At 61.9% G+C, this 19,899-nt stretch carries 9 protein-coding genes; 1 reads left to right on the top strand and 8 read right to left on the bottom strand.

Annotated features, from left to right (window positions below; translation table 11 throughout):
* Window positions 1–6: 6 nt before the first annotated feature.
* The 5 genes from I5L79_RS11635 to I5L79_RS11615 all read right to left on the bottom strand — a co-directional run bounded on the left by I5L79_RS11635 (window position 7) and on the right by I5L79_RS11615 (window position 3,635).
* Entirely contained in the window at window positions 7–576 is a 570-nt protein-coding gene (locus I5L79_RS11635; protein ID WP_196955229.1) for an NADH-quinone oxidoreductase subunit NuoE family protein, read from the bottom strand.
* Between the two features lie 22 nt (window positions 577–598).
* On the bottom strand, window positions 599–1,867 hold the full coding sequence (locus I5L79_RS11630; RefSeq protein WP_196955228.1) for an NADH-quinone oxidoreductase subunit D: 1,269 nt from the start codon (window positions 1,865–1,867) through the stop codon (window positions 599–601).
* A 104-nt stretch (window positions 1,868–1,971) separates the two neighbouring features.
* Window positions 1,972–2,535, bottom strand: coding sequence for an NADH-quinone oxidoreductase subunit C (locus tag I5L79_RS11625; protein ID WP_196955227.1), 564 nt, complete (start codon window positions 2,533–2,535; stop codon window positions 1,972–1,974).
* A gap of 81 nt (window positions 2,536–2,616) precedes the next feature.
* The gene (locus I5L79_RS11620) at window positions 2,617–3,171 is read right to left on the bottom strand and encodes an NADH-quinone oxidoreductase subunit B (protein WP_317191378.1); all 555 of its coding nucleotides are present in this window, start codon (window positions 3,169–3,171) and stop codon (window positions 2,617–2,619) included.
* Between the two features lie 71 nt (window positions 3,172–3,242).
* Window positions 3,243–3,635 carry an NADH-quinone oxidoreductase subunit A gene (locus I5L79_RS11615; RefSeq protein ID WP_196955226.1) on the bottom strand — a complete coding sequence of 131 codons (393 nt, stop codon included), beginning with the start codon at window positions 3,633–3,635 and terminating at the stop codon, window positions 3,243–3,245.
* 593 nt (window positions 3,636–4,228) lie between these two features.
* On the opposite strand from I5L79_RS11615, the gene I5L79_RS11610 reads away from it, so the two are divergent.
* Window positions 4,229–6,793 (top strand): Ig-like domain-containing protein, encoded by a 2,565-nt coding sequence (locus I5L79_RS11610; protein WP_196955225.1) that lies wholly within the window; start codon window positions 4,229–4,231, stop codon window positions 6,791–6,793.
* A 77-nt stretch (window positions 6,794–6,870) separates the two neighbouring features.
* On the opposite strand, the gene pruA is transcribed toward I5L79_RS11610, so the two are convergent.
* The 3 genes from pruA to I5L79_RS11595 form a co-directional block, all read right to left on the bottom strand.
* Window positions 6,871–8,541, bottom strand: a complete 1,671-nt coding sequence (gene pruA / locus I5L79_RS11605) for an L-glutamate gamma-semialdehyde dehydrogenase (protein WP_196955224.1) — start codon at window positions 8,539–8,541, stop codon at window positions 6,871–6,873.
* Between the two features lie 491 nt (window positions 8,542–9,032).
* Window positions 9,033–9,581, bottom strand: a complete 549-nt coding sequence (locus tag I5L79_RS11600) for a hypothetical protein (protein WP_196955223.1) — start codon at window positions 9,579–9,581, stop codon at window positions 9,033–9,035.
* Between the two features lie 346 nt (window positions 9,582–9,927).
* Window positions 9,928–19,662 carry an RCC1 domain-containing protein gene (locus tag I5L79_RS11595; protein WP_196955222.1) on the bottom strand — a complete coding sequence of 3,245 codons (9,735 nt, stop codon included), beginning with the start codon at window positions 19,660–19,662 and terminating at the stop codon, window positions 9,928–9,930.
* Window positions 19,663–19,899: the final 237 nt, after the last annotated feature.

The raw sequence follows: 19,899 nt of genomic DNA, 5'->3' as shown, positions 1-19,899 counted from the left end.
AAGACGTTAGTTGTTGGCCACTGCGTTCGGGAGGCCGGTTTCTTCCCAGGGCAGGGCGGGGCGGTGCACCTGGTTGCGCAGCTCCGTGAGCATGGCATCCACGGCTTCCGGCGTATCGAGCTGCTCGTAGTACTTCTCGCGCACCTGCACGATGGGCGCAAAGCCGCAGGCCGCCAGGCACTCAACTTCCTTCAAGGTAAACAAGCCATCGGCCGAAGCCGGGCCGCCTACTTTGGCGCCGGTAATCCGCTCCAGATGGGCCGTCAGCTCGTCGGAGCCGCGTAGCATGCAGGGGCCAGTGCGGCAGATTTCCAGCACGTGCTTGCCTACCGGCTTCAGGTTGAACATGGTGTAGAAGGAGGAAACCTCGTACACCTCAATCGGCTTGATACCAATGACCTCGGCTACCATGTCCTGCACTTCGGGGCTTACCCAACCGCCGAATTCGGCCTGGGCAATGTGCAGGATCGGAAGCAGGGCCGACTTGCGCCGGTCGTCGGGGTAATGGGTGAGCAGACGCTTGATTTCAGCCTGCGCGGCTTCAGAAAATTGCGGCTTGACGGTAGTCGTCTCCATAGAAGTCAAATTCAGCAAAAAACTACGCGTCCAGCTCCCCGGCAATAACGTTCATCGACGACAAGGTCACGATGGCGTCGGAGAGGGTCTGGCCCACCACCATTTCGGTGTAGGCTTGGTAGTAGATGAAGCAGGGGCGGCGGAAGTGCAGGCGGTAGGGTGTACGGCCCCCATCCGAAACCAGGTAGAAGCCCAACTCCCCGTTGCCGCCTTCCACAGAGTGGTAGACTTCGCCAACCGGGGCCTCAATCTCACCCATCACAATCTTGAAGTGGTAGATGAGGGCTTCCATGTTCTTGTACACGGCCTGCTTGGGCGGCAGGTAGTAGTGCGGGGCGTCGGCGTGGTAGGGGCCCTCTGGCAGGTTTTCGAGGGCCTGATTAATGATGCGCAGGCTTTGCCAGATTTCCTCGTTGCGCACCATGAACCGGTCGTAGGTGTCGCCCTTGGTGCCCACCGGAATTTCAAAGTCGAAATCCTGGTAGCTGGAGTAAGGGTTCATCACCCGCACGTCGTAGTCGACGCCGGCGGCGCGCAGGTTGGGGCCCGTGAAGCCGTAGTTCAGAGCGCGCTCGGCCGAAATGCCGCCTACGTCCACCACGCGGTCCATGAAGATGCGGTTGCGGTTGAACATCTTCTCGAACTCCTGCATCACGGCCGGAAAGCTTTTCAGCCAGGCCCGCAGCTTTTGCAGGGCCACCGGCGTGAAGTCGCGCTCCATACCGCCTACGCGGCCCATGTTGGTGGTGAGGCGGGCGCCGCTTACCTCCTCGTAGATTTCGTACACCTTCTCCCGCTCATCCATCAAGTAGAGGAAGCCGGTGAAAGCGCCGGTATCCACGCCCAGAATGCCGTTGCAGATCAGGTGGTCCGTAATGCGGGCCAGCTCCATCAGAATCACGCGCATGTACTGGGCGCGCTTGGGCACTTCCACGCCAAGCAGCTTCTCCACCGTCATGTGCCAGCCCATGTTGTTGATGGGCGACGAACAGTAGTTCATGCGGTCCGTCAGGGGCGTAATCTGGTAGAAGGGCCGGCGTTCGGCAATCTTCTCGAAGGCGCGGTGGATGTAGCCGATAGTAGGTACCCCGGAAATAATCCGCTCCCCGTCCATCTGCAGAATGTTCTGGAAGATGCCGTGGGTGGCGGGGTGCGTGGGGCCCAGGTTGAGCGTAGTCAGCTCCTGGTTGAAGTCGTTTACCGTAGGCGCCAGCGGATTGATCCGGGGCTGCTGCTCGCGGGCTTCTTCAATGATTTTATGGGTGCCTTCCAGCGTGTCGTTTACTGCCATGTTGGGTAGTATTGAGTAGTGGGTAGTGAGTATTGAGAAACTATTATCGAGTGAAATCAGACCGTTAGTCTCACTACTCAATACCAGCTACTCACTACTAAACTCTATCGTCCGAAGAACAGGTCGGTTTTGTCTTCGCGGGTGCCATCTTCCAGGGCGTACTCCCGGCGCATGGGGTGGTAGTCCATGTCCTCCACATTCAGGATGCGGATGAGGTTGGGGTGACCAGGGAAGATGATGCCGAAGAAATCAAAAGCCTCACGCTCCATCCAGTTGGCGGTGGAGTAGAGGTCAGTCAGGGTGGGCACTACCGGGTCGGTAATGGGGAAGAAGATCTTCAGCCGCAGCCGGATATTCTGCGTCAGGCTGTGCAGGTGATACACCATGCCTAGCTCCTGACCTTCCTTCTCGGGCCAGTGCATGCCGCACATGGTAGTCAGGAAGTTGAGCTGCAGCTCCTGGTCCTGCTGCAAACCAGCAATGATGTCGTGAATCCGCTCCCGGGTGGTGGTGGCGGTCAACAGACCGTAGGGTTCCTCCACATCGGTGAAGGCATCTGCGCCGAACAGGCGGTGCAGCAGGGCCAGCAGCTGCGCGTTTTTCTGCGCGGCCGGGTCCTGGGCGGCAGCTTGTTCCTGAGCCGGGATGGATTCGTTCTGTTCAGCCATTTCTGAGTATTGAGTATTTGGTATTGAGTATTGAGAGGCAGACAGCAGCGGTCCAACTACTCAATACCCAATACTCACTACCTATTTAATGTTGTAAGACGCCAGCAGGGCCTGGTACTCGGGCGAGTTGCGGCGGCGGATGGACTCATTTCGGGCCAGATCCTGCACCCGCATCAGGCCGTCGAGCACTTGCTCGGGGCGGGGCGGGCAGCCGGGTACGTACACGTCTACCGGGATAATCCGGTCGATGCCCTGGAGCACGGAGTAGGTATCGAAAATGCCGCCCGAGCAGGCGCAGGCACCCATAGCCAGCACCCAGCGGGGCTCAGCCATCTGCTCATATACCTGCTTTACAATGGGGGCCATCTTCTTGGCGATGGTACCCATTACCATCAGCAAATCGGCCTGCCGGGGCGAGAAGGAAGGGCGCTCCGAGCCGAAGCGGGAAATATCGTAACGGGAGCCCATGGTAGCCATAAACTCGATGCCGCAGCAGGAAGTGGCGAAAGGCAAAGGCCAGAGCGAGTTGGCGCGGGCCATGCCCACCACTTTCTCCAGCGAGGTAGCGAAGAAGCCAGCTCCTTCCAGGCCCTCGGGGGCCTCCACCATTTTGATTTCAGGAACTCTAGTATCCATGAGAGAAGGTCAGATTAGAAAGCGGAATTACTCCACTTCAGCCAACACCAGCTAGCAAGCAAAAGTTTGGCTTAACGGGCTTCGTTCCAGCGCAGAACGCCCTTTTTGATAACGTAGGCGAAGCCGGCCATCAGCAGCGCCAGGAACACTATCATCTGAATGAAGCCTTCGGTGCCGAGGGCGCGGAAGTTCACGGCCCAGGGATACATGAAGATAACCTCCACATCAAACAGCACGAACAGGATGGCCGTCAGAAAGTACTTCACCGAAATCGGGGTACGGGCGTTGCCCACCGACTCGATGCCGCACTCAAAGGCTTCATCTTTGACCACGCTCTTGCGACGCGGCCCCACGAGGTGCGAAACCACCATGGCAAACGCTACGAAGGCAATGGCCAGCACAAACTGCACGATGATAGGCAGAAAGTCCTGGGGCTGATAGTTGGTCGAAACGGCAAGAAACATAGGCTGCGACAAATAAACGCCGTTTAAACACGGCATGGGAGGCAAAGGTAGGGCCTAGCCGGTTGGGAACAAAGGTGAAATAGGAGGGGAGGGCAAAGGCGTGTATTTGGTGAGAAACTCAGCCTCTCAGCCATGGCACCGGTATTCACGCTGCCTCACATCCACAGAGTAGAAGTATATTTCGTCTTGCAAGAGGCCGCACAATAGTGGTCGAACACTTTACACGAGAAGGTATATACTACGTCGGGGAATACCTCCCGGCACAACCTGAATTGCGCAAATTGGTGCCTATGCGTCGTGTAGCCATTCACGCCGCTGGGGGAGCCTATAGCTATGCTGGAAATGCCGAAACCGGCCAGCACGCTATGGCTAGAGGGTATTTACGATGAAATAGTCATTACGCGAGTGCATCCGCAGACCCTGGTGAGACAGGTAGAAATTGTAATTAGCTGATTTTTTTTGTAGTTGTTTTTAGGCTGAGTAATAGTAGCTTACGTCTGGGTGTGGGCGCACACGCATCTCAGCTTCTCTACTGGCCGAGGCAGGTGGCCCAACTCCCACTACTCTTCCTTTCATCCTTTTCCACAACCACCATGAGAACAGCTTACCAAACCAAACGCCCCCAAACCGCCGGGGCGACGGACAGCCGACTACAGCGGCTGCGCAACCACCGGCTAGTTGCTTTCCTGCTTTTTATATTCGCTTTCATGTGCGGTAATGCCTCCGCGCAAACCGCGTGCAGCCCCGCCTGGAGCTCCTCCACGGTGTACACCGTGGGTAACCCCGTGTCCCGCAACGGCAACAACTACACCGCCAAGTGGTGGACCCAGGGCGAAGACCCCACCACGGCCAGCTGTACGGACTGCGTATGGAAGCTGGTAGGCCCCTGCGGCGGCACCACCACCAATACGCCGCCTACGGTAGGCCTCACAGCGCCAGCTAATGGAGCCTCCTACACGGCGCCAGCTACTATCACACTTGGCGCTACTGCTACCGACAATGTATCAGTAGCCAAGGTGGAGTTCTTCAACGGCAGCACCAAGCTGGGCGAGGACCTGACGGCCCCCTACAGCTACACCTGGGGTAGTGTGGCTGCGGGCACGTACACGCTCACAGCCAAAGCTACTGACAACGCCGGCCTTACGGCTACTTCGGCCGCCGCCACGGTTACTGTAACTGCTGCCCCGCCCGTGGGCATTGCTATTCCGGGTCAGGTTGAAGCCGAGGCGTACTCGGCGTTCAACAACGTCCAGCTGGAAACTACTACCGACACCAACGGGGGCCAAAATGTGGGCTACATTGCCGCCGGCTCCTGGATGGATTACGCGGTAAACGTGACTACCGCCGGGCAGTATGATGTCACCTACCGGGTGGCCAGCCTCAACACGGCCAGCAGCGTCCAGCTTCGCTCGGGCGCTACGGTGCTGGGTACCACGTCGGTGCCCGTTACGGGCAGCTGGCAAACCTGGACTACCACGGCCGCAACCCGGGTGACGCTGGCAGCCGGTGCCCAGACCCTGCGCGTGTACGCGGTAGCGCCGGGCTTCAACCTTAACTGGATCCGGTTTGCCGCTGCCGGCAGCACCACGAATACGCCGCCCACAGTCGGACTCACGGCACCGGCCAACGGGGCCACGTTCACGGCGCCGGCCAGCGTGACTATCACGGCCACTGCTACCGACAATGTATCAGTAGCCAAGGTGGAGTTCTTCAACGGCAGCACCAAGCTGGGCGAGGACCTGACGGCCCCCTACAGCTACACCTGGGGCAGTGTGGCCGCGGGCACGTACACGCTCACGGCCAAAGCCACTGACAACGCCGGCCTTACGGCTACTTCTGCCGCTGTCAGCATCACCGTCAACGGCACTACTACGCCTACTACAAACTTGCCTAAGCGCATCATGTCGGGCTACTGGCACAACTTCGCCGGCGGGGTGCCCTTCATCAAGCTGCGCGACGTGCATCCGGGCTGGGATGTTATCAATATCTCCTTTGCTGAGCCCATTGCCGCCGGCAGCACCGATGGCCGCATGAAGTTTGTGCTGGGCGGCCCGGCCGACTATACACCAGCCGCTTTCAAGGCCGATGTGAAGTTGCTGCAAAGCCAGGGCAAGAAAGTGGTGCTGTCCATCGGGGGCTACGAAGGCTACTTCTCCCTTGGCTCTACTACCGCCGTCAACCAGTTTGTCACCGATATCAAGAGCTTCGTGAACGAGTATGGTTTCGATGGTATCGACATCGACCTGGAGCAGTCCTCGGTGCAGTTCAACGGCGGCGCCGACCCGGATTTCAAGAACCCGACTTCGCCTAAAGTCGTCAACATGATTTCGGCTATCCGACAGATTGTTAATGCCTATCCCTCGACGTTTATCTTGTCGTGGGCGCCCGAAACCTTCTACTTCCCGATGGCGCACCAGTGGTACGGCGGCACCAACAGCTTTGTGGATACCCGCAGCGGCGTGTACCTGCCCATGATTCAGGCCCTGCGCGACCGGACTACCTATGTGCAAACCCAGCTCTACAACTCCGCCCAGATGAAGGGCAACGACGGGGTGATGTACTCGATGGGAACCGTGGAAGGCATCGTAGCCATGACCAACATGGTTATCGAGGGCTTTACCGTAGGCAGCGACACCGGCCCCTTCTTCACCGGCCTGCGTCCCGACCAGATTGTCATTGCCGTGCCTTCGTCGCAGGGGGCTGCGGGCAGCGGGCAGATTTCCAACGCCGGCCTCCAGCAGGCGTTCAACCAAGTGAATAGCAAGCACCCGGGGCTGCGTGGCATTATGGCATGGTCCATCAACTGGGACACTTTCCAGAACAGCAACTCCTTTGTCATCAGCAACAGCAACTTCCTCAAAGCCCTGCCCGCAGCCCGCACCGCTTTGAGCGACCAGCCAGCAGTTAGCCGGCAAACGGGCCTGGGCGTGTTCCCCAACCCGGCGGTGGCCGGCAACCGCCTCAGCCTTAAGCTGGGCGCCAAGTATCAGTCGGTAGACGTACTCCTCACCGACCTGACCGGGCGCAGAGTGGGTGCGTATTCCTTCCGCAGCGTAAGCCAGGCCGACTTTACTCTGCCTAAGCACGCCCGCGGCATCTTGCTGGTTCAGGTGGTGGCCGACGGCAAAACTACCGTTCAGCGCATCCTGGCCGAATAAGGGCTGGAAATCAGCTTCAAGCATAAAAAAGCCGCTCCGGGACTCCGGAGCGGCTTTTTTAGCTTAGCGAAACAACATTAAAATCCGCCCTGCCCGGTAACGTTCAGGTTTTCGCCGGTTTCCACGCCAAGGAAGGGGTAGCGGTAGTCCGTCACGGGCACGAAGGTTTCCTTGATGGCGCGCGGCGACACCCAGCGCAGCAGGTTCAGGATAGAGCCGGCCTTGTCGTTGGTTCCGGAAGCCCGGGCGCCCCCGAAAGGCTGCTGGCCAACCACCGCGCCGGTGGGCTTGTCGTTGATGTAGAAGTTGCCGGCGGCCTGTACCAGCTTCTTCGAGGCCAGGTCGATGGCGTAGCGGTCCTGAGCGAAAATGGCACCGGTGAGGGCATAGGGTGAGGTGCTATCCACCAGCTCCAGCGTCTGCTCAAACTGGTCGGCCTCGTACACGTGTACCGTCACCACGGGGCCGAACAGCTCCTCGCACATGGTCACGTACTTGGGGTCTTTGGTCACGATAACCGTAGGCTCAATGAAATAGCCTTTCGACTTATCGTAGTTGCCGCCGGCCACGATTTCCGCGTTTGGGTCGGCCTTGGCCCCGTCGATGTACTTGGCCAGCTTATCGAAGGACGTTTCGCTGATAACGGCGTTGATGAAGTTCGAGAAGTCCTCCACGTCGCCCATCTTGAACGAGGCCAGGTCTTCCTTCACGTAGCCCAGAATTTCGTCGGCCAGGTTGCTGGGCAGGTACACCCGCGAAGCCGCCGAGCACTTCTGGCCCTGGTACTCAAACGCGCCCCGGCTGATGCCCACGGCCACCGACTTGGCGTGAGCCGAGGGGTGTGCCACAATGAAGTCCTTGCCGCCGGTTTCGCCCACGATGCGCGGGTAGCTCTTGTAGCGCTTGATGTTCTGGCCAATTGTCTGCCAGATGTGCTGAAACACGCCGGTAGAGCCGGTGAAGTGGATGCCGGCAAAATCGGGGTGGGAGAAAATAACGTCGCCGGCGGTGGGCCCGTCTACATACACCAGGTTGATAACGCCAGCCGGTACGCCAGCCTCCTCAAACAGCTCCATCAGCACCTGGGCCGAGTAAATCTGGGTGTTGGCGGGCTTCCACACCACCACGTTGCCCATCATGGCCGCCGAGGCGGGCAGGTTGGCGGCAATGGACGTGAAGTTGAAGGGCGTGAGGGCAAACACGAAGCCTTCGAGCGGGCGGTGCTCCAGGCGGTTCCACATGCCGGGCTGGCTCTGGGGCTGCTGCCGGTACAGCTCCTGCATGAAGTGCACGTTGAAACGGAAAAAGTCAATCAGCTCGCAGGCGGCGTCAATTTCGGCCTGGAAGCAGTTTTTGCTCTGGCCTAGCATGGTGGCCGCGTTGAGGCGCGCGCGGTAGGGACCCGCCAGCAATTCGGCAGCTTTCAGGAAGATGGCGGCGCGCTGCTCCCAGGGCAGCTCGGCCCACTGCGGGCGGGCGGCCAGGGCGGCATCAATGGCCTGCTGCACGTGCGAAGCGTCGCCTTCGTGGAAGTGGCCGAGGGTATGTTGGTGGTCGTGGGGCGGGCTGATGCGCTGGGTGTTGCCGGTGCGCACTTGCTGGCCGCCGATGTGCATGGGAATGTCGCGCTGCTGCTGCTTGAGCTCCTTGAGTGTCTTGAGCAGCTCGGTGCGCTCGGGAGAGTTGGGCGCGTAGCCCTTCACCGGCTCGTTTATCGGGGTGGGGACGTTGAAAAAGCCGTTAGCCATGTCTGTGTTTTTCGTTGTTGGGAATTGATGACTGGGTGGAAAACAAAGGTAGAGAGGAAAGAGTGGAACCTACTAGCGGCCGTAATACCGCGTTGAATCCAGCTGCAGCATCGCCCAATTGTTATAAGCAGCGGCTATCCATTTGCCTTTTACCCGCTGTAGTTCGTCTATTTTCTGTTTAGGCCGGTTGATCAGATAAGCGGCTGGCAATTGCCCGGTGGCCGCATCATACTGTAGCTCCACTGTATCACCCATCAATCGAAAATGGCCACTTGTCTCAGACCCCGGTAAGGAAAGACTGAATTCACCATCCTTGTACAAGGTCAGTGCCCAGTTACCGACAAAGCTGTCAGTGTACGCAGTGAGAATTGTGGGTCGTACAGGTTCTGGCCAAAGTAGATAAGTCAGGAGCCCAAAACCAATAAGTAAAAGCCACCATCTTCTTTTCATGTTGCCTATCCTAACGATGTTATTCTGAGCTTTCCCAAGCTCTACTGCCGCGCCAGCAGCTCGCGGATTTGTTGCTCCAGGTCCGTCATGGAGCCGGTGTTGTGGATGGTGAAATCGAAGTGTGGATAGGTGTCGAGGGCGGTTTCGCTGGGGTGCTCGTCGTCGCGGGTACCGTCGCCGCGCTGGCAGAGCGGGTCGCCTTCTACGCGCAGCATCAGCCCGCCCTGGCGTCGGATCAGATCGGCCTCGTTGGGAAAGCGCACGTCCGGAATGAGCGTGCACTGGTCGGCGGGCAGCTGGGAGAAGAAGGCCTGCACCCAGATGTCGGGCTCCCACTGGCGCAGCGCCAGGCCTACCTGCTGGAGCATCTCGCCCCGGGTGCGCCCAAAGGCCGGCAGCTTTTCAGCCTTGCCCTTCTGCGAAAAGTACGGAGCCGTGCCTTCCCCGGCCAGGGCCGCACACACGGCCTTTATCGGTTCGCCCACGGAGCGGATGTGCCACTTGCGCTCGGGCTGCAGCCGCTGGAGCAGGCGGGCCAGCGTATCCTTGCCGCTGCCGCGCTTGCCCGAAAAACCAATCAACTGTGTCATGGAGGGCAAAGGTAGCAGACCGTACGGTTGTCCTCCCGAGCAGCCCAAAGGATCTTAGCAGGTCAGGGCAATTCGTTGTGCCGAGTGTTGTTCCAGGAAGTGCTAACGGTAAGGCGTAAATTGACGCATGGGTTATCCGCCTGCGGTACTGCTGCGGGCCGCGGGGGTGACACAGCGGGAAATGGCGGCGCGGCGCAAGGACTCCGGGTATCGGACGCGGGGTTCATCATCATCTGGCTGACCTGGTCAGCACTGCGCTGGTACCAGTACAGCCGTAAAAGCACCGAAACGCATTCTTAAAGAAACGTTGTCGGTGCTTTTGCGGCTGCTCAGATTGCAACTATAATTACTCCACTACCAGGCGTAGCGTCTCAGCTCCGCTCCGCACGACATACATGCCCGCCGGCAGCCCAGTTGGCAAGCTTAGTACCACGTTGCCTGCCGCGTCGGCTGTGGCCGACAGCACTGGACGGCCCAGTGCATCCAGCAACTGTACGGCGGTGCCGGGAGCCGCGCCGATGAGTGTGGCCGCACCGTCGCGGGCCGGATTGGGGTACACCATCAGTCTGGTCGCGCCGGTGCCAGCCAAGGGTACAGCCTGCACGAGGGAGTAGGCAGCGGTTCCGTTCTGGTCCACCTGCCGCAGGCGGTAGTAAAGTACTGCGGCGCCGGCCGGTAGCCGTTCATCAAGCAGCTGGTACGAGCGGGGCATAGTACTGGTACCGGCGGCCGCTACCTTACCAATGGCGGCAAACTGCTGCCCGTCTGAACTGCGCTCCACCTCGAAGGTGGCGCTGTTTGTTTCCTGGGCCGTGGCCCAGCTCAGGCGTACGACCTGCGGCCCGGTGGCCTGCGCCATGAACTGCGTGAGCTGCACCGGTAGGGGCGCACTGGGTCCGGTAAGGTAGAACTCGGAAAAGTGGTCGGTCACCTGTAATTCAGCGGCAAACCAGGACGTGCCGGTCGGCGAGGTGGCCGGAGCAGCCAGCGTGCGTTGCTCGCCGCCCGGGTCGTTGTCGCTTAGCAGGCAGTTCTCATTGGCCCCGCTGTACTGCATGGCCTGGAGGGTAGCCATGGTCAGGGCCGGCTCCGCCGCCTGCAGGCGGGTAAACTCTGCATTCAGACCGTAAAAACGCAAAGCTATGGTACGGCCGTCGAAGCGTCCGCTGCTGGCCGTCAGGTGGAAGTTGCGGTCGAGGTAGCTCCCCATACTGGCATCTTGGCGCACAACCGAGGCCGGGGTAGCGCGCCCCACGTCAATGGACAGGTTGCCCAGTGGAGCGCCGGTGTAGCGGTACGCCGCCACTACCTGGCCATTGCCCGCCAGCAGGTAGTGCCAGGCATCGTCGTTGATGCTCGGCGTAGGGGGCACAGCGGCAGTGCAGGCATCAAGAGCGCCACCCTCGTACACGCCCAGCACCTGGAAGGCGGGGGCCGTCAGGCTATTTCCCCCCACAAGGGAGGTAGCCACGATGGGGCTGGTACCGGCCGTAGCACCAGCCGGCACCACGGCCGTGAGGGACGTGAGCGAGTTCACGATGACACTGCTGGCCGCAACCCCACCAAATGTAACCGTGGTACCCGGCGTAAAGCCCGTGCCGGTAATAGTGATGGGCAGGCCCGGCAGCTCGGCCGCAGTACTGAGCGTGACCAGCGCGGGCGGCGAGGTGCAGGGCACGATGGTCACGGTATTTGATGGGGCCGAGGTTTCGCCATTGAGGCTGGCCACGGCCGCATAGTCGCCGGGCGTGCTGGTCACGAGCGGGTTAGCTGTGGTGTTGCCCGGCAAAAAGGTGAAGCTGGCTCCGCCCACGGGCGTGGGCGTGGTGTTCGGGGTGCCGTCGGGCAGGAGGCGGATGAGGTGGCCTGCCGGGGAATCCTGGTAACGGGTGAAGTTGCCGCCGGCCACTACGCTGCCGTCGGGCTGGACAGCCAGGCGGCGCACGCCCACATCGAAGCCCGTGCCGATATTGAACGTGGCGTCGAGGGTGCCGCCGGTTTCGAGCCGGGCTATGCGGTTTTGAGGCAGGCCTTTGTAATTGACGAATTGCCCACCCACCAGCACTTTACCATCGGCTTGCAGAGCTACCACGTTTACCGTCGCGGTGGTGTTAGTGCTAGTCGTGAAGCCGGTGCCGGTTACAAAGTCGGGGTCGCGGGTACCGTTGTCAGTTAGGCGAATAATCCCACCGAGGTTCGGGTTTGCGGTGCCGTTGTAGCTGCTGAACGTGCCGCCCACCAGTACCTTGCCATTGGCCTGCAAAGCCAGGCTATTCACCGTGTTATTAAAGCCCGTGCCGGTCGCGAAGTCGGTGTCGCGGATGCCGTTGGCGGTGAGCCGGACAATCCCGCCCAGGCCCGTGGCACTGTTGTAGCTACTGAACGACCCGCCCACCAGCACTTTACCATCAGCCTGCACCACAATGCTCTGCACGGTACTATTGAAGCCGCCGGTGTTGTTGTTGTTGTAATAGTAGTCGTCGCCACCCGTATCGAAGCTGACGTCGCGGCTGCCGTTGGGGTTGAGGCGAATAATCCTGTTATCTATCGTCGTAGTGCTGTTGTAGGCGGTGAACGAACCGCCCACCAGTATCTGGCCATCGGGCTGCACTACGATGCTCTGCACAGCGGCGCTGAAGCCGGTGCCGGTGACAAAGGTCTCGTCGCGGGTACCGTTGGCATTGAGACGAATAATCCGGGTGGCCGCCGTGCCGTTGTACATCGTGAAGTCGCCGCCCACCAGCACTTTGCCATCGGCCTGCAGCGCCACGGCGTTTACGGTTCCCGTGAAGCCGCCGGTGGTGCCCGTGCCGGTGTCGAAAGCGGCATCGCGCGAACCGTCCGGGTTAAGCTGCAGGATGCCGTTGACCGCGACTCCATCGTAGGTGGTGAAAGGTCCGACCAGCAGCAACTTGCCGTAGGGGCGCACTACGATGCCGTTCACGTTGCTATTCAGGCCCGTGCCGACCGTGAAGGCCGGGCTCGTGGCCGTACCCGTGAGGGTGAGCGGGGCGCACACCTCCAGCGGACCCGCCGGGCTGAGCGTGGCCAGCAGCCCCGCCGGACGGGGCGTGTAGGTGAAGGCCGTGGCCGTGGTCAGGACGACGCCATTCGACGTGGTGAGGGTGAGGACCCCGGAAGCCGCGCCCACCGGCACCTGCACTGTCAGGCTGGTGGCCGACTGCGCCGTGATGGGGGCCAGCTCGCTGCTGCCACCGAAGCGCACGCCGCGCACCGTATTCAGGTTAGTGCCCGTGATGGTGACGAGCGTGCCCGCCGGCCCGCTTAAGGGCGAAAAGCCGGCGATGGTGGATGGAAGGGCCGTATTGAAGCGGATAAACAGCTGGGCATAGTCATAAGCCATGTCGCCAATGTTGCCCGTAACGTTGCCTCTGGAGTTACCGGCGTGAGAGGTGAGCAGGTCCAGCGTGCCGTCGCCGTCCATATCGCCCAGCGCCACGAACGGCTTACTTCCCCCGGTGCCTACGGTGGAGCTGCTGTTGAACGCGCCGCTGCCGTTATTGAGCCGCACCACCGCCTGCCCTACGGCGGCACCACTCAGGTTTGAGTTGTCGCCGGCCGTCACTAGGTCCAGGTCGCCGTCGCCATCCACGTCGCCCAGCGTCAGGGTGTTCGGAGCAAAATCCAAGAGGTGGTCGGCACCGCCGCCGAAAGTGCCGTTGCCGTTGTTGAGCCGCACGCTCACCGTGCTGGTAGCGGAGCTGCTCGTGGCCAGGTCCAGGTCGCCGTCGCCGTCCACGTCGCCCACCACCAGCTTGGTCATGGCCCGGCCCATCGGCACGTCGTACGTGCCGCTGAACACGCCGCTGCCGCTGTTGAGCCGCACGCTCACCTGACTGCCATTGGCTATCAGCGCATCCAGGTCGCCGTCGCCGTCCACGTCACCCAGCGCCACATCCACCGCAACAATCGGAGCTTGAAACGTGCCCATGCTGAAGTAATTGGCAGTTTGGGTGAAGGTGCCATTCGTATAGAAGCTCAACGATGCCTGGGTGGCAGCCGTGAGCATATCCAGGTCGCCGTCGCCGTCCAGGTCGCCCAGCACCGTATGGGTAGGGCGGGTGCTGACTTGGGTAGCCTGGGAATTCCCAAAGCTGCCGCTGCCGTTGTTCAGCCGCCTGTATACCTGATTCTGGACGCTACCGTTGGAGTTAGTTGCCCCGCTCGTCACTAGGTCCAGGTCGCCGTCGCCGTCCACGTCGCCCAGGGTAATGGCCGTGGGGAAGGTGCCATTAATTTCGATGGGGTCCCCCAGCAGGCCGTTGCCCAAGCCGAACCGTACTACCGCCGAGCCACTTGCATTGGTGCCTCCGTAAAAATCGGTCGTCACTACGTCCAGTACGCCGTCGCCGTTCAGGTCGCCCACCGCCACGCTCTGCGACTGCGCCTGCATGGCATAGGACGTGGCGGGGTCCAGGAACGTGGCGGGAGCCTGGCCCGTCTCCGCCGTAAACTCAAACACCTTGGCCGCCGTGCCGAGGCCGCTGGTGCCCTGCACCGTGGTGGGCACCGTCACCATCACCCGCTCGCCGGGAGCAAAGCTGCGGGCCGGGTTCACCGTGATGGTGCTGCCGCTGGCCGAGGCATTGCCGCCGTGCACCAGCTGCCCGCCCCGCTGGCTGCCGAACACGCGTACATTGCCCGCTGTGGTCGCCAAAATCGGTAGCGAGAAGGAGAGGTCAACATTGGCCCCCAGCTGCGCCGTGGGCAGGTTGCGCGCCGGCGACACGTTCACGAGCACGGGTGCCGGGCTGATGCCCAATAGGGGAGTCGTGGCCCCGGTGAGGTAAAACTCGGACAAATGGTCGGGTACGCTTACTTCGGCCGTGAACCAGTCGGCCCCGCTCAGCTCTGTGGCGGACACGGCCAGCAGGCGGCTCTCGCCGTTGGAGTCATTGTCGAACAGAGTGCAGTTCTCGTTGTAGCCGCTGTACTGCGAGGCCTTCAGGCCGGCCAGCGTGGCGTTGGCATCCACGGCCGTCAGCCGGGCCAGCTCGCTGCTCAGCCCGAAGAAGCGCACCCGCACGGCCTGGCCAGGAAAGGTTTTGTTGGTGGCCGTCAGGTAGAAGTTGCGGTCGAGGTAGGCACTGCTGCCATCGGTGCGCACCGGCGTGCCGGTGGCCGTGCCCAGGGCGGTGAAGCCGGCCGTGACTGTGCCCAGGTTGCGCGTGTCTTCCAAGGCGGCCACTACTGCCCCGCCGGCTCCGGCCAGGCGCAGGTAGCGCCAGGTGCCCGCGCCCCCGCTGCCCGTCACCGTGAGGCTGGTGGTGCTCAGGCAACCGCTGGCGGCGGTGCCCCGGTATACCTGCAATACCTCGAAAGCCGGGCTATTGGGGCTGCTGCCGGTAGCGGTGGTCACTACCACGGCGCTGCTGCCGGGTGTAGCCGCTACCGGCACCACAGCCGTGAGGGAAGTAGGTGAAGTATACGTAACGCTGGCCGCAGGCACCCCGCCGAAGCTGACGGTGCTGGTACCGGTAAAGTTGAGGCCAGTGAGTACCACGGCCTGGCCTGGCAGCTCGGCGTCGCGGCTCAGGGCGTTGAGAATGGGCGTCGGAGGGCCTACGGTGAAGGCCGTGCTGCTGCCTGCGCCGCAGCCGGCGGCCACGCTCACTGTGCCCGCGCCGAGGAGAGCCCCGGCCGGCACCACGAAGGTGAAGCCCGTGGAAGTGCTGTTGGTCACGCTGGCCAGGGCGTCGGCCCCGTTCACCGTCAGGACCGTCAGGCCTGCCAGGTTGGTACCCGTTACCGTTACCGGGCTGCCGGCCCCAGCGGCGGTGGGCGTAAAGCTCAGCAGGCTGATAGGATTGATGATCAGGACGGGGCTGGTACGCTGGGTGATGCTGCCGTCGCCCACCTGACCGCTGCCGTTCAGGCCCCAGGCCCAGACGGCGCCGCAGCTTTGCTCGCCCGCCGAGTGGTTGCCTCCCGCCGCGGCGCTCAGCCAGCTGGTGAGGCCTCCCAGGTAGTGCGGAGTGGTTCGATTCGTAGTATTGCCCAGGCCGAGTTGGCCATTGACGTTGCTACCCCAGGCCCAGAGCGAGCCGTCGGTCTGCACGGCCAGCGTGTGCGCGTCGCCAGTGGCAGCACTCATCCAACTGGTGCCGGTGCCCATCTGCTGCGGGGTATTTTGGCTAGTACTATTGCCCAGGCCGAGCTGCCCGCTTCCGTTGCTACCCCAGGCCCAGAGCGAGCCATCGGCCCGCACCGCTACTGTGTGGCTGTCGCCCGCGGCCACGCTGGCCCAGTTGGTCACCGTGCCTACTTGCTGCGGGGAGGTTTGACTGGAGATATTGTTCAGGCCAAGTTGGCCTTGGTCGTTATTTCCCCAAGCCCAGAGCGAGCCATCAACTTGCACGGCTGCCGTGTGGCTTCCACCCGCGGCCGCACTCACCCAATTGGTAGCGGTGCCAATCTGCGTCGGGCTGGTGTAGCCACTGTTCGTGTTGCCCAGGCCGAGCTGGCCGTTGCCGTTGTCGCCCCAGGCCCAGAGCGAGCCATCGGCCCGTACGGCTATCGTGTGGCCGCCGCCCGCGCTGACGCTGGCCCAGCTGGTGCCGGTGCCCACCTGCTGCGGGGTATCCTGGCTAGTGCTACTGCCTAAGCCGAGCTGCCCGCTGCCGTTGCTACCCCAGGCCCAGAGCGAGCCATCGGCCCGCACCGCTACCGTGTGGCCACTGCCAGCGGCGGCACTCACCCAATTGGTAGCGGTGCCCACGCGCACGGGGTTGGGCTGCTGCCCACCGGTGGCGCTCAGGCCAAGCTGGCCGCTGGCGTTGTCACCCCATGCCCAGAGCGAACCATCGGGCCGCACGGCAACCGTGTGGCTACCACCCGCGGCCACGATGCTGGCCCGCGAAAACAGCGCCGCTCCCGCCGGGGTAATCCCCCCGCCCGTGGTGGCTGTGATGGGTCCGGTTTGGGCGCCAGCCGGCACCAATACTCCGGTTATCTGGGTACCGGCCGCATTCACGCTGAATCCCGTGCTGACCGTACGCTGGCCCGCGCTGCCGAAGAAGGTAATGCTGCTCGTGCCCGTCAGGTTGGTGCCCGTCAGCGTCACAATCGAGCCCGGCACGCCGATGAAAGGACTCACGGCCGTGAGGGTAGGCAGCAACACGTTGAAGCTCGCTGTGCTAGTGGCGGTGCCGAAGGGGGCTGTCACGCTAATGAGGCCGTTGGCGTTGCCAGCTGGTACGGGCACGGTGATTTGGGTATCGGAATTGACTACGAAGCCCGGGGCCAGCACACCGTTGAAGCGTACGGCCGTGGCATTGGTAAACTCGGTGCCTGTAATGACTACGCTCGTGCCCGCCGCCCCACTGGTGGGCGTAAAGGAGCTGAGGGTGGGCGTCACGCAGGTGATGGTGGCGGCAAAGCCGGCATAGCCCGTAGCAGAGTTGTCGCTGGAGCGCACCGTAAGCTGGCCGGTGGCGTTGGCTGCCGTCACGGTGCCGGGGCTGGCCTGGGAGTAGTGCCCGATCAGCGGGGCGTTGGCATCCGGCCCATCAAAGATGTCGAGGCTGTTGCTGGCAGGTCCCAGGGCAAACTGCGTGAAGCGGAGACGCACTTTGGCCCCGGCCGTGGCAGGGCTAAGGGTAATGGTTTGGCCCGGGCTGGACACCATGTTGCCGGGTCCGCCATTGTCGTAGAGCGTACCCGAACAAGTAGTAATGGCCGCCGGGGCCATCCAGTAGTTATTGGTGGTAAAGCTGTCAGCACTGGTGCCCGTGCCGCTGGGCGTCGTCACCGCAATGGCGCCGCTGATGGCGCCGGTCGGCACGGGCACCGTGATTTGGGTGCTGGAGTTAACCACAAAGCTCGATGCCGTCAACCCATTAAAGCGCACGGCCGTGGTGCCAGTGAAGTTCGAGCCCGTGATAACCACGCCTGTGCCCGAGGCCCCACTGCTGGGCGTGAAGGAGCTGATGAGCGGGGACAGGATGCTGAAATTATCGGCGCTGGTGCCCGTGCCGCTGGGCGTAGTTACCGTAATAACTCCGCTGGTGGCTCCGGCCGGCACGGGCACCGTAATTTGCGTGCCTGAGTTGACCACGAAGCCCGGGGCCGCCAGGCCATTAAAGCGCACGGCCGAAACCTGAAAGAAGCTGGTGCCCGTGATAACCACATTGTCGCCCACCACCCCACTAGTAGGCGTGAAGCTGCTGATGGTGGGGGCCGGCAGGGTGAAGTTGGTAGTGCTGGTGCCCGTGCCATTGGCATTGGTCACGCTAATCGGGCCAGTAGTGGCCCCAACCGGCACCGTCGCCTTCATGAGGGTGCTGGAGTTGACCGCGAAGCTGGCGGCCGCCACGCCGTTGAAGGTCACGCCCGTGATATTGGTGAAGAAGCGGCCCGTGAAAGACACTTCGGTGCCCGCCGTCCCACTGGTGGGCGTGAAGCTGCTGATGAGGGGCGGGGCCAGCGTGAAGTTGGTGGGACTGGAGCCCGTGCCGATGCCGTTGGTGACCGTGATGCGCCCGTTGGTGGTCCCGACTGGTACGCGCACCGTGATTTGCGTAGCGGAGTTGACCGTGACGTTCGTGGCCAGCACGCCGTTGAAGCGCACGGCCGTGGTGCCGGTGAAGTTCAGGCCGGTGAGCACTACGTTGTCGCCCGCTTCCCCACTGGCCGGCGTGAAGCTGCTGATGTAGGGCACCCCCAGAAAGCAGGTAATCGAGGCCGAAAACATGGGCAGAATAGGGGGACCCGGCGAAGTCGGCAGGTACCGGAAAAGCCTTATCGTGAGCTGGCCGGTGGGGTTGGTGGCCGTCACGGTACCGGGATTGGTAGTGCCGGTGTACTGGCCAATGAGTGGGGAATTGGTGTCCGGCCCGTCGTACACGGCGACGTAGCCGGGGCCGGTGATGCTGCCGTTGCCCTGGCTCGCGTCGAACTGCGTGAACGTGAGCCGCACTTTCCCGCCCACCGTGGCGGGGCTGATAGTGGTGGTTCGAAAGTTGCGCGGGGGCATTAATACCGTGCCGTAGTAGGTATAATTCTCCGCCGCGTCGTAGATGCTGCCCGAGCAGGTGGTGATGGGCGACACGCCGACCAGGGTTTTGTCGGTGGTGAAGACGCTGCTGCTACCCGTGCCATTGCCGTTGGTGACGGTGATGGGGCCGCTGGTGGCCCCGGCTGGCACCGGCACCGTAATCTGGGTGCTGGAATTGACCACAAATCCCGCCGCCGCCGTGCCGTTGAAGCGCACGGCCGTGGTACCCGTAAAGTCGGTGCCTGTAATCACCACGCTGGTGCCCGCCGCCCCGTTGGTGGGCGTGAAGCTGCTGATGGTGGGCACTCCGGCCGCGCAAGAAATAGTGGCGACAAAGCCGGGTCGGAGGGTGGAATATCCGGTAGCGGCACTTGCTAAGCGTATCGTAAGCTCGCCGCTGGGGGTGGTAGCCGCCACAGCACCGGGACTGTTGGTGCCGGCATACTGACCAATCAGCGGGGCATTGAAATCCGGCCCGTCGTAGATGTACAAGACGGCATCATAGGGGTCTATATCAAATTGCGTGAAATAGAGTTTTACCTTGCTCCCAGCCGTGGCGGGGCTGATGGTAGTCGAATAGTCATGGTTGTAGTTGTAGCCATAGGTCGGCCCGCCGTCGTCGTAGAGGTTGCCCGAGCAGACGGTAATCCCCCCCGAACCAATGAGGTGGTTATCGGTTATAAATTCGGTGGCGGTGCTGTAGCTTGTCGAGACGCCGTTGACGGGATTGATGTCGGTGATTATGATGGGTCCGGAGAGGGCCCCGGCCGGCACGCGTAAAGTGATTTGGGTGGTAGTGTGGACCACAAAGTCTCGCTTGTTCACGCCAATGGGGGTGCCAAGCGCACCGGGGAAAGACACGATGCCGGTGTTATTGAAGTTGGAACCCGTGATAACTACACTGGTACCAGTACTCCCGCTAGTTGGCGAGAAGCTGATGCCCTGAGCTCGGCCTAGCAGCGGCACCACCAGTAGCAATAGCAGCAGCACGGCCCGGTAGACCTGGACGGTCAGCGCAGGCCGGCGGCTGGTTATCAGGCGAAGCAGCGAGGAGAAGTTTGTCATAGAACCACGGATTGGAGCTGGAAGAATGGGGCTGGCTAGCGCGGGGACGCGCGCGGAGCAGCAAGCCAACTCAAAGGGGAAACCAGTCCCGCACAAGTGTTCATCTCCGGCGGGCTGGTATCAGCTTACAAAGCTCCCCGCTTCGAGCGCAAAAGCCGGTCAAATTCCTGCCATTTTTTCATTGGCAGGAATTTGACCGGCTTTTGGCAGGAACTTCTCCCTGGCTGATGGGCCCGC

This window comes from Hymenobacter guriensis, from assembly GCF_015773195.1.
GTDB classification, from domain to species: Bacteria; Bacteroidota; Bacteroidia; order Cytophagales; family Hymenobacteraceae; genus Hymenobacter; species Hymenobacter guriensis.
The sequence above is the reverse complement of the archived record's forward strand: the minus strand, read 5'-3'. Positions and strand labels throughout refer to the sequence as shown.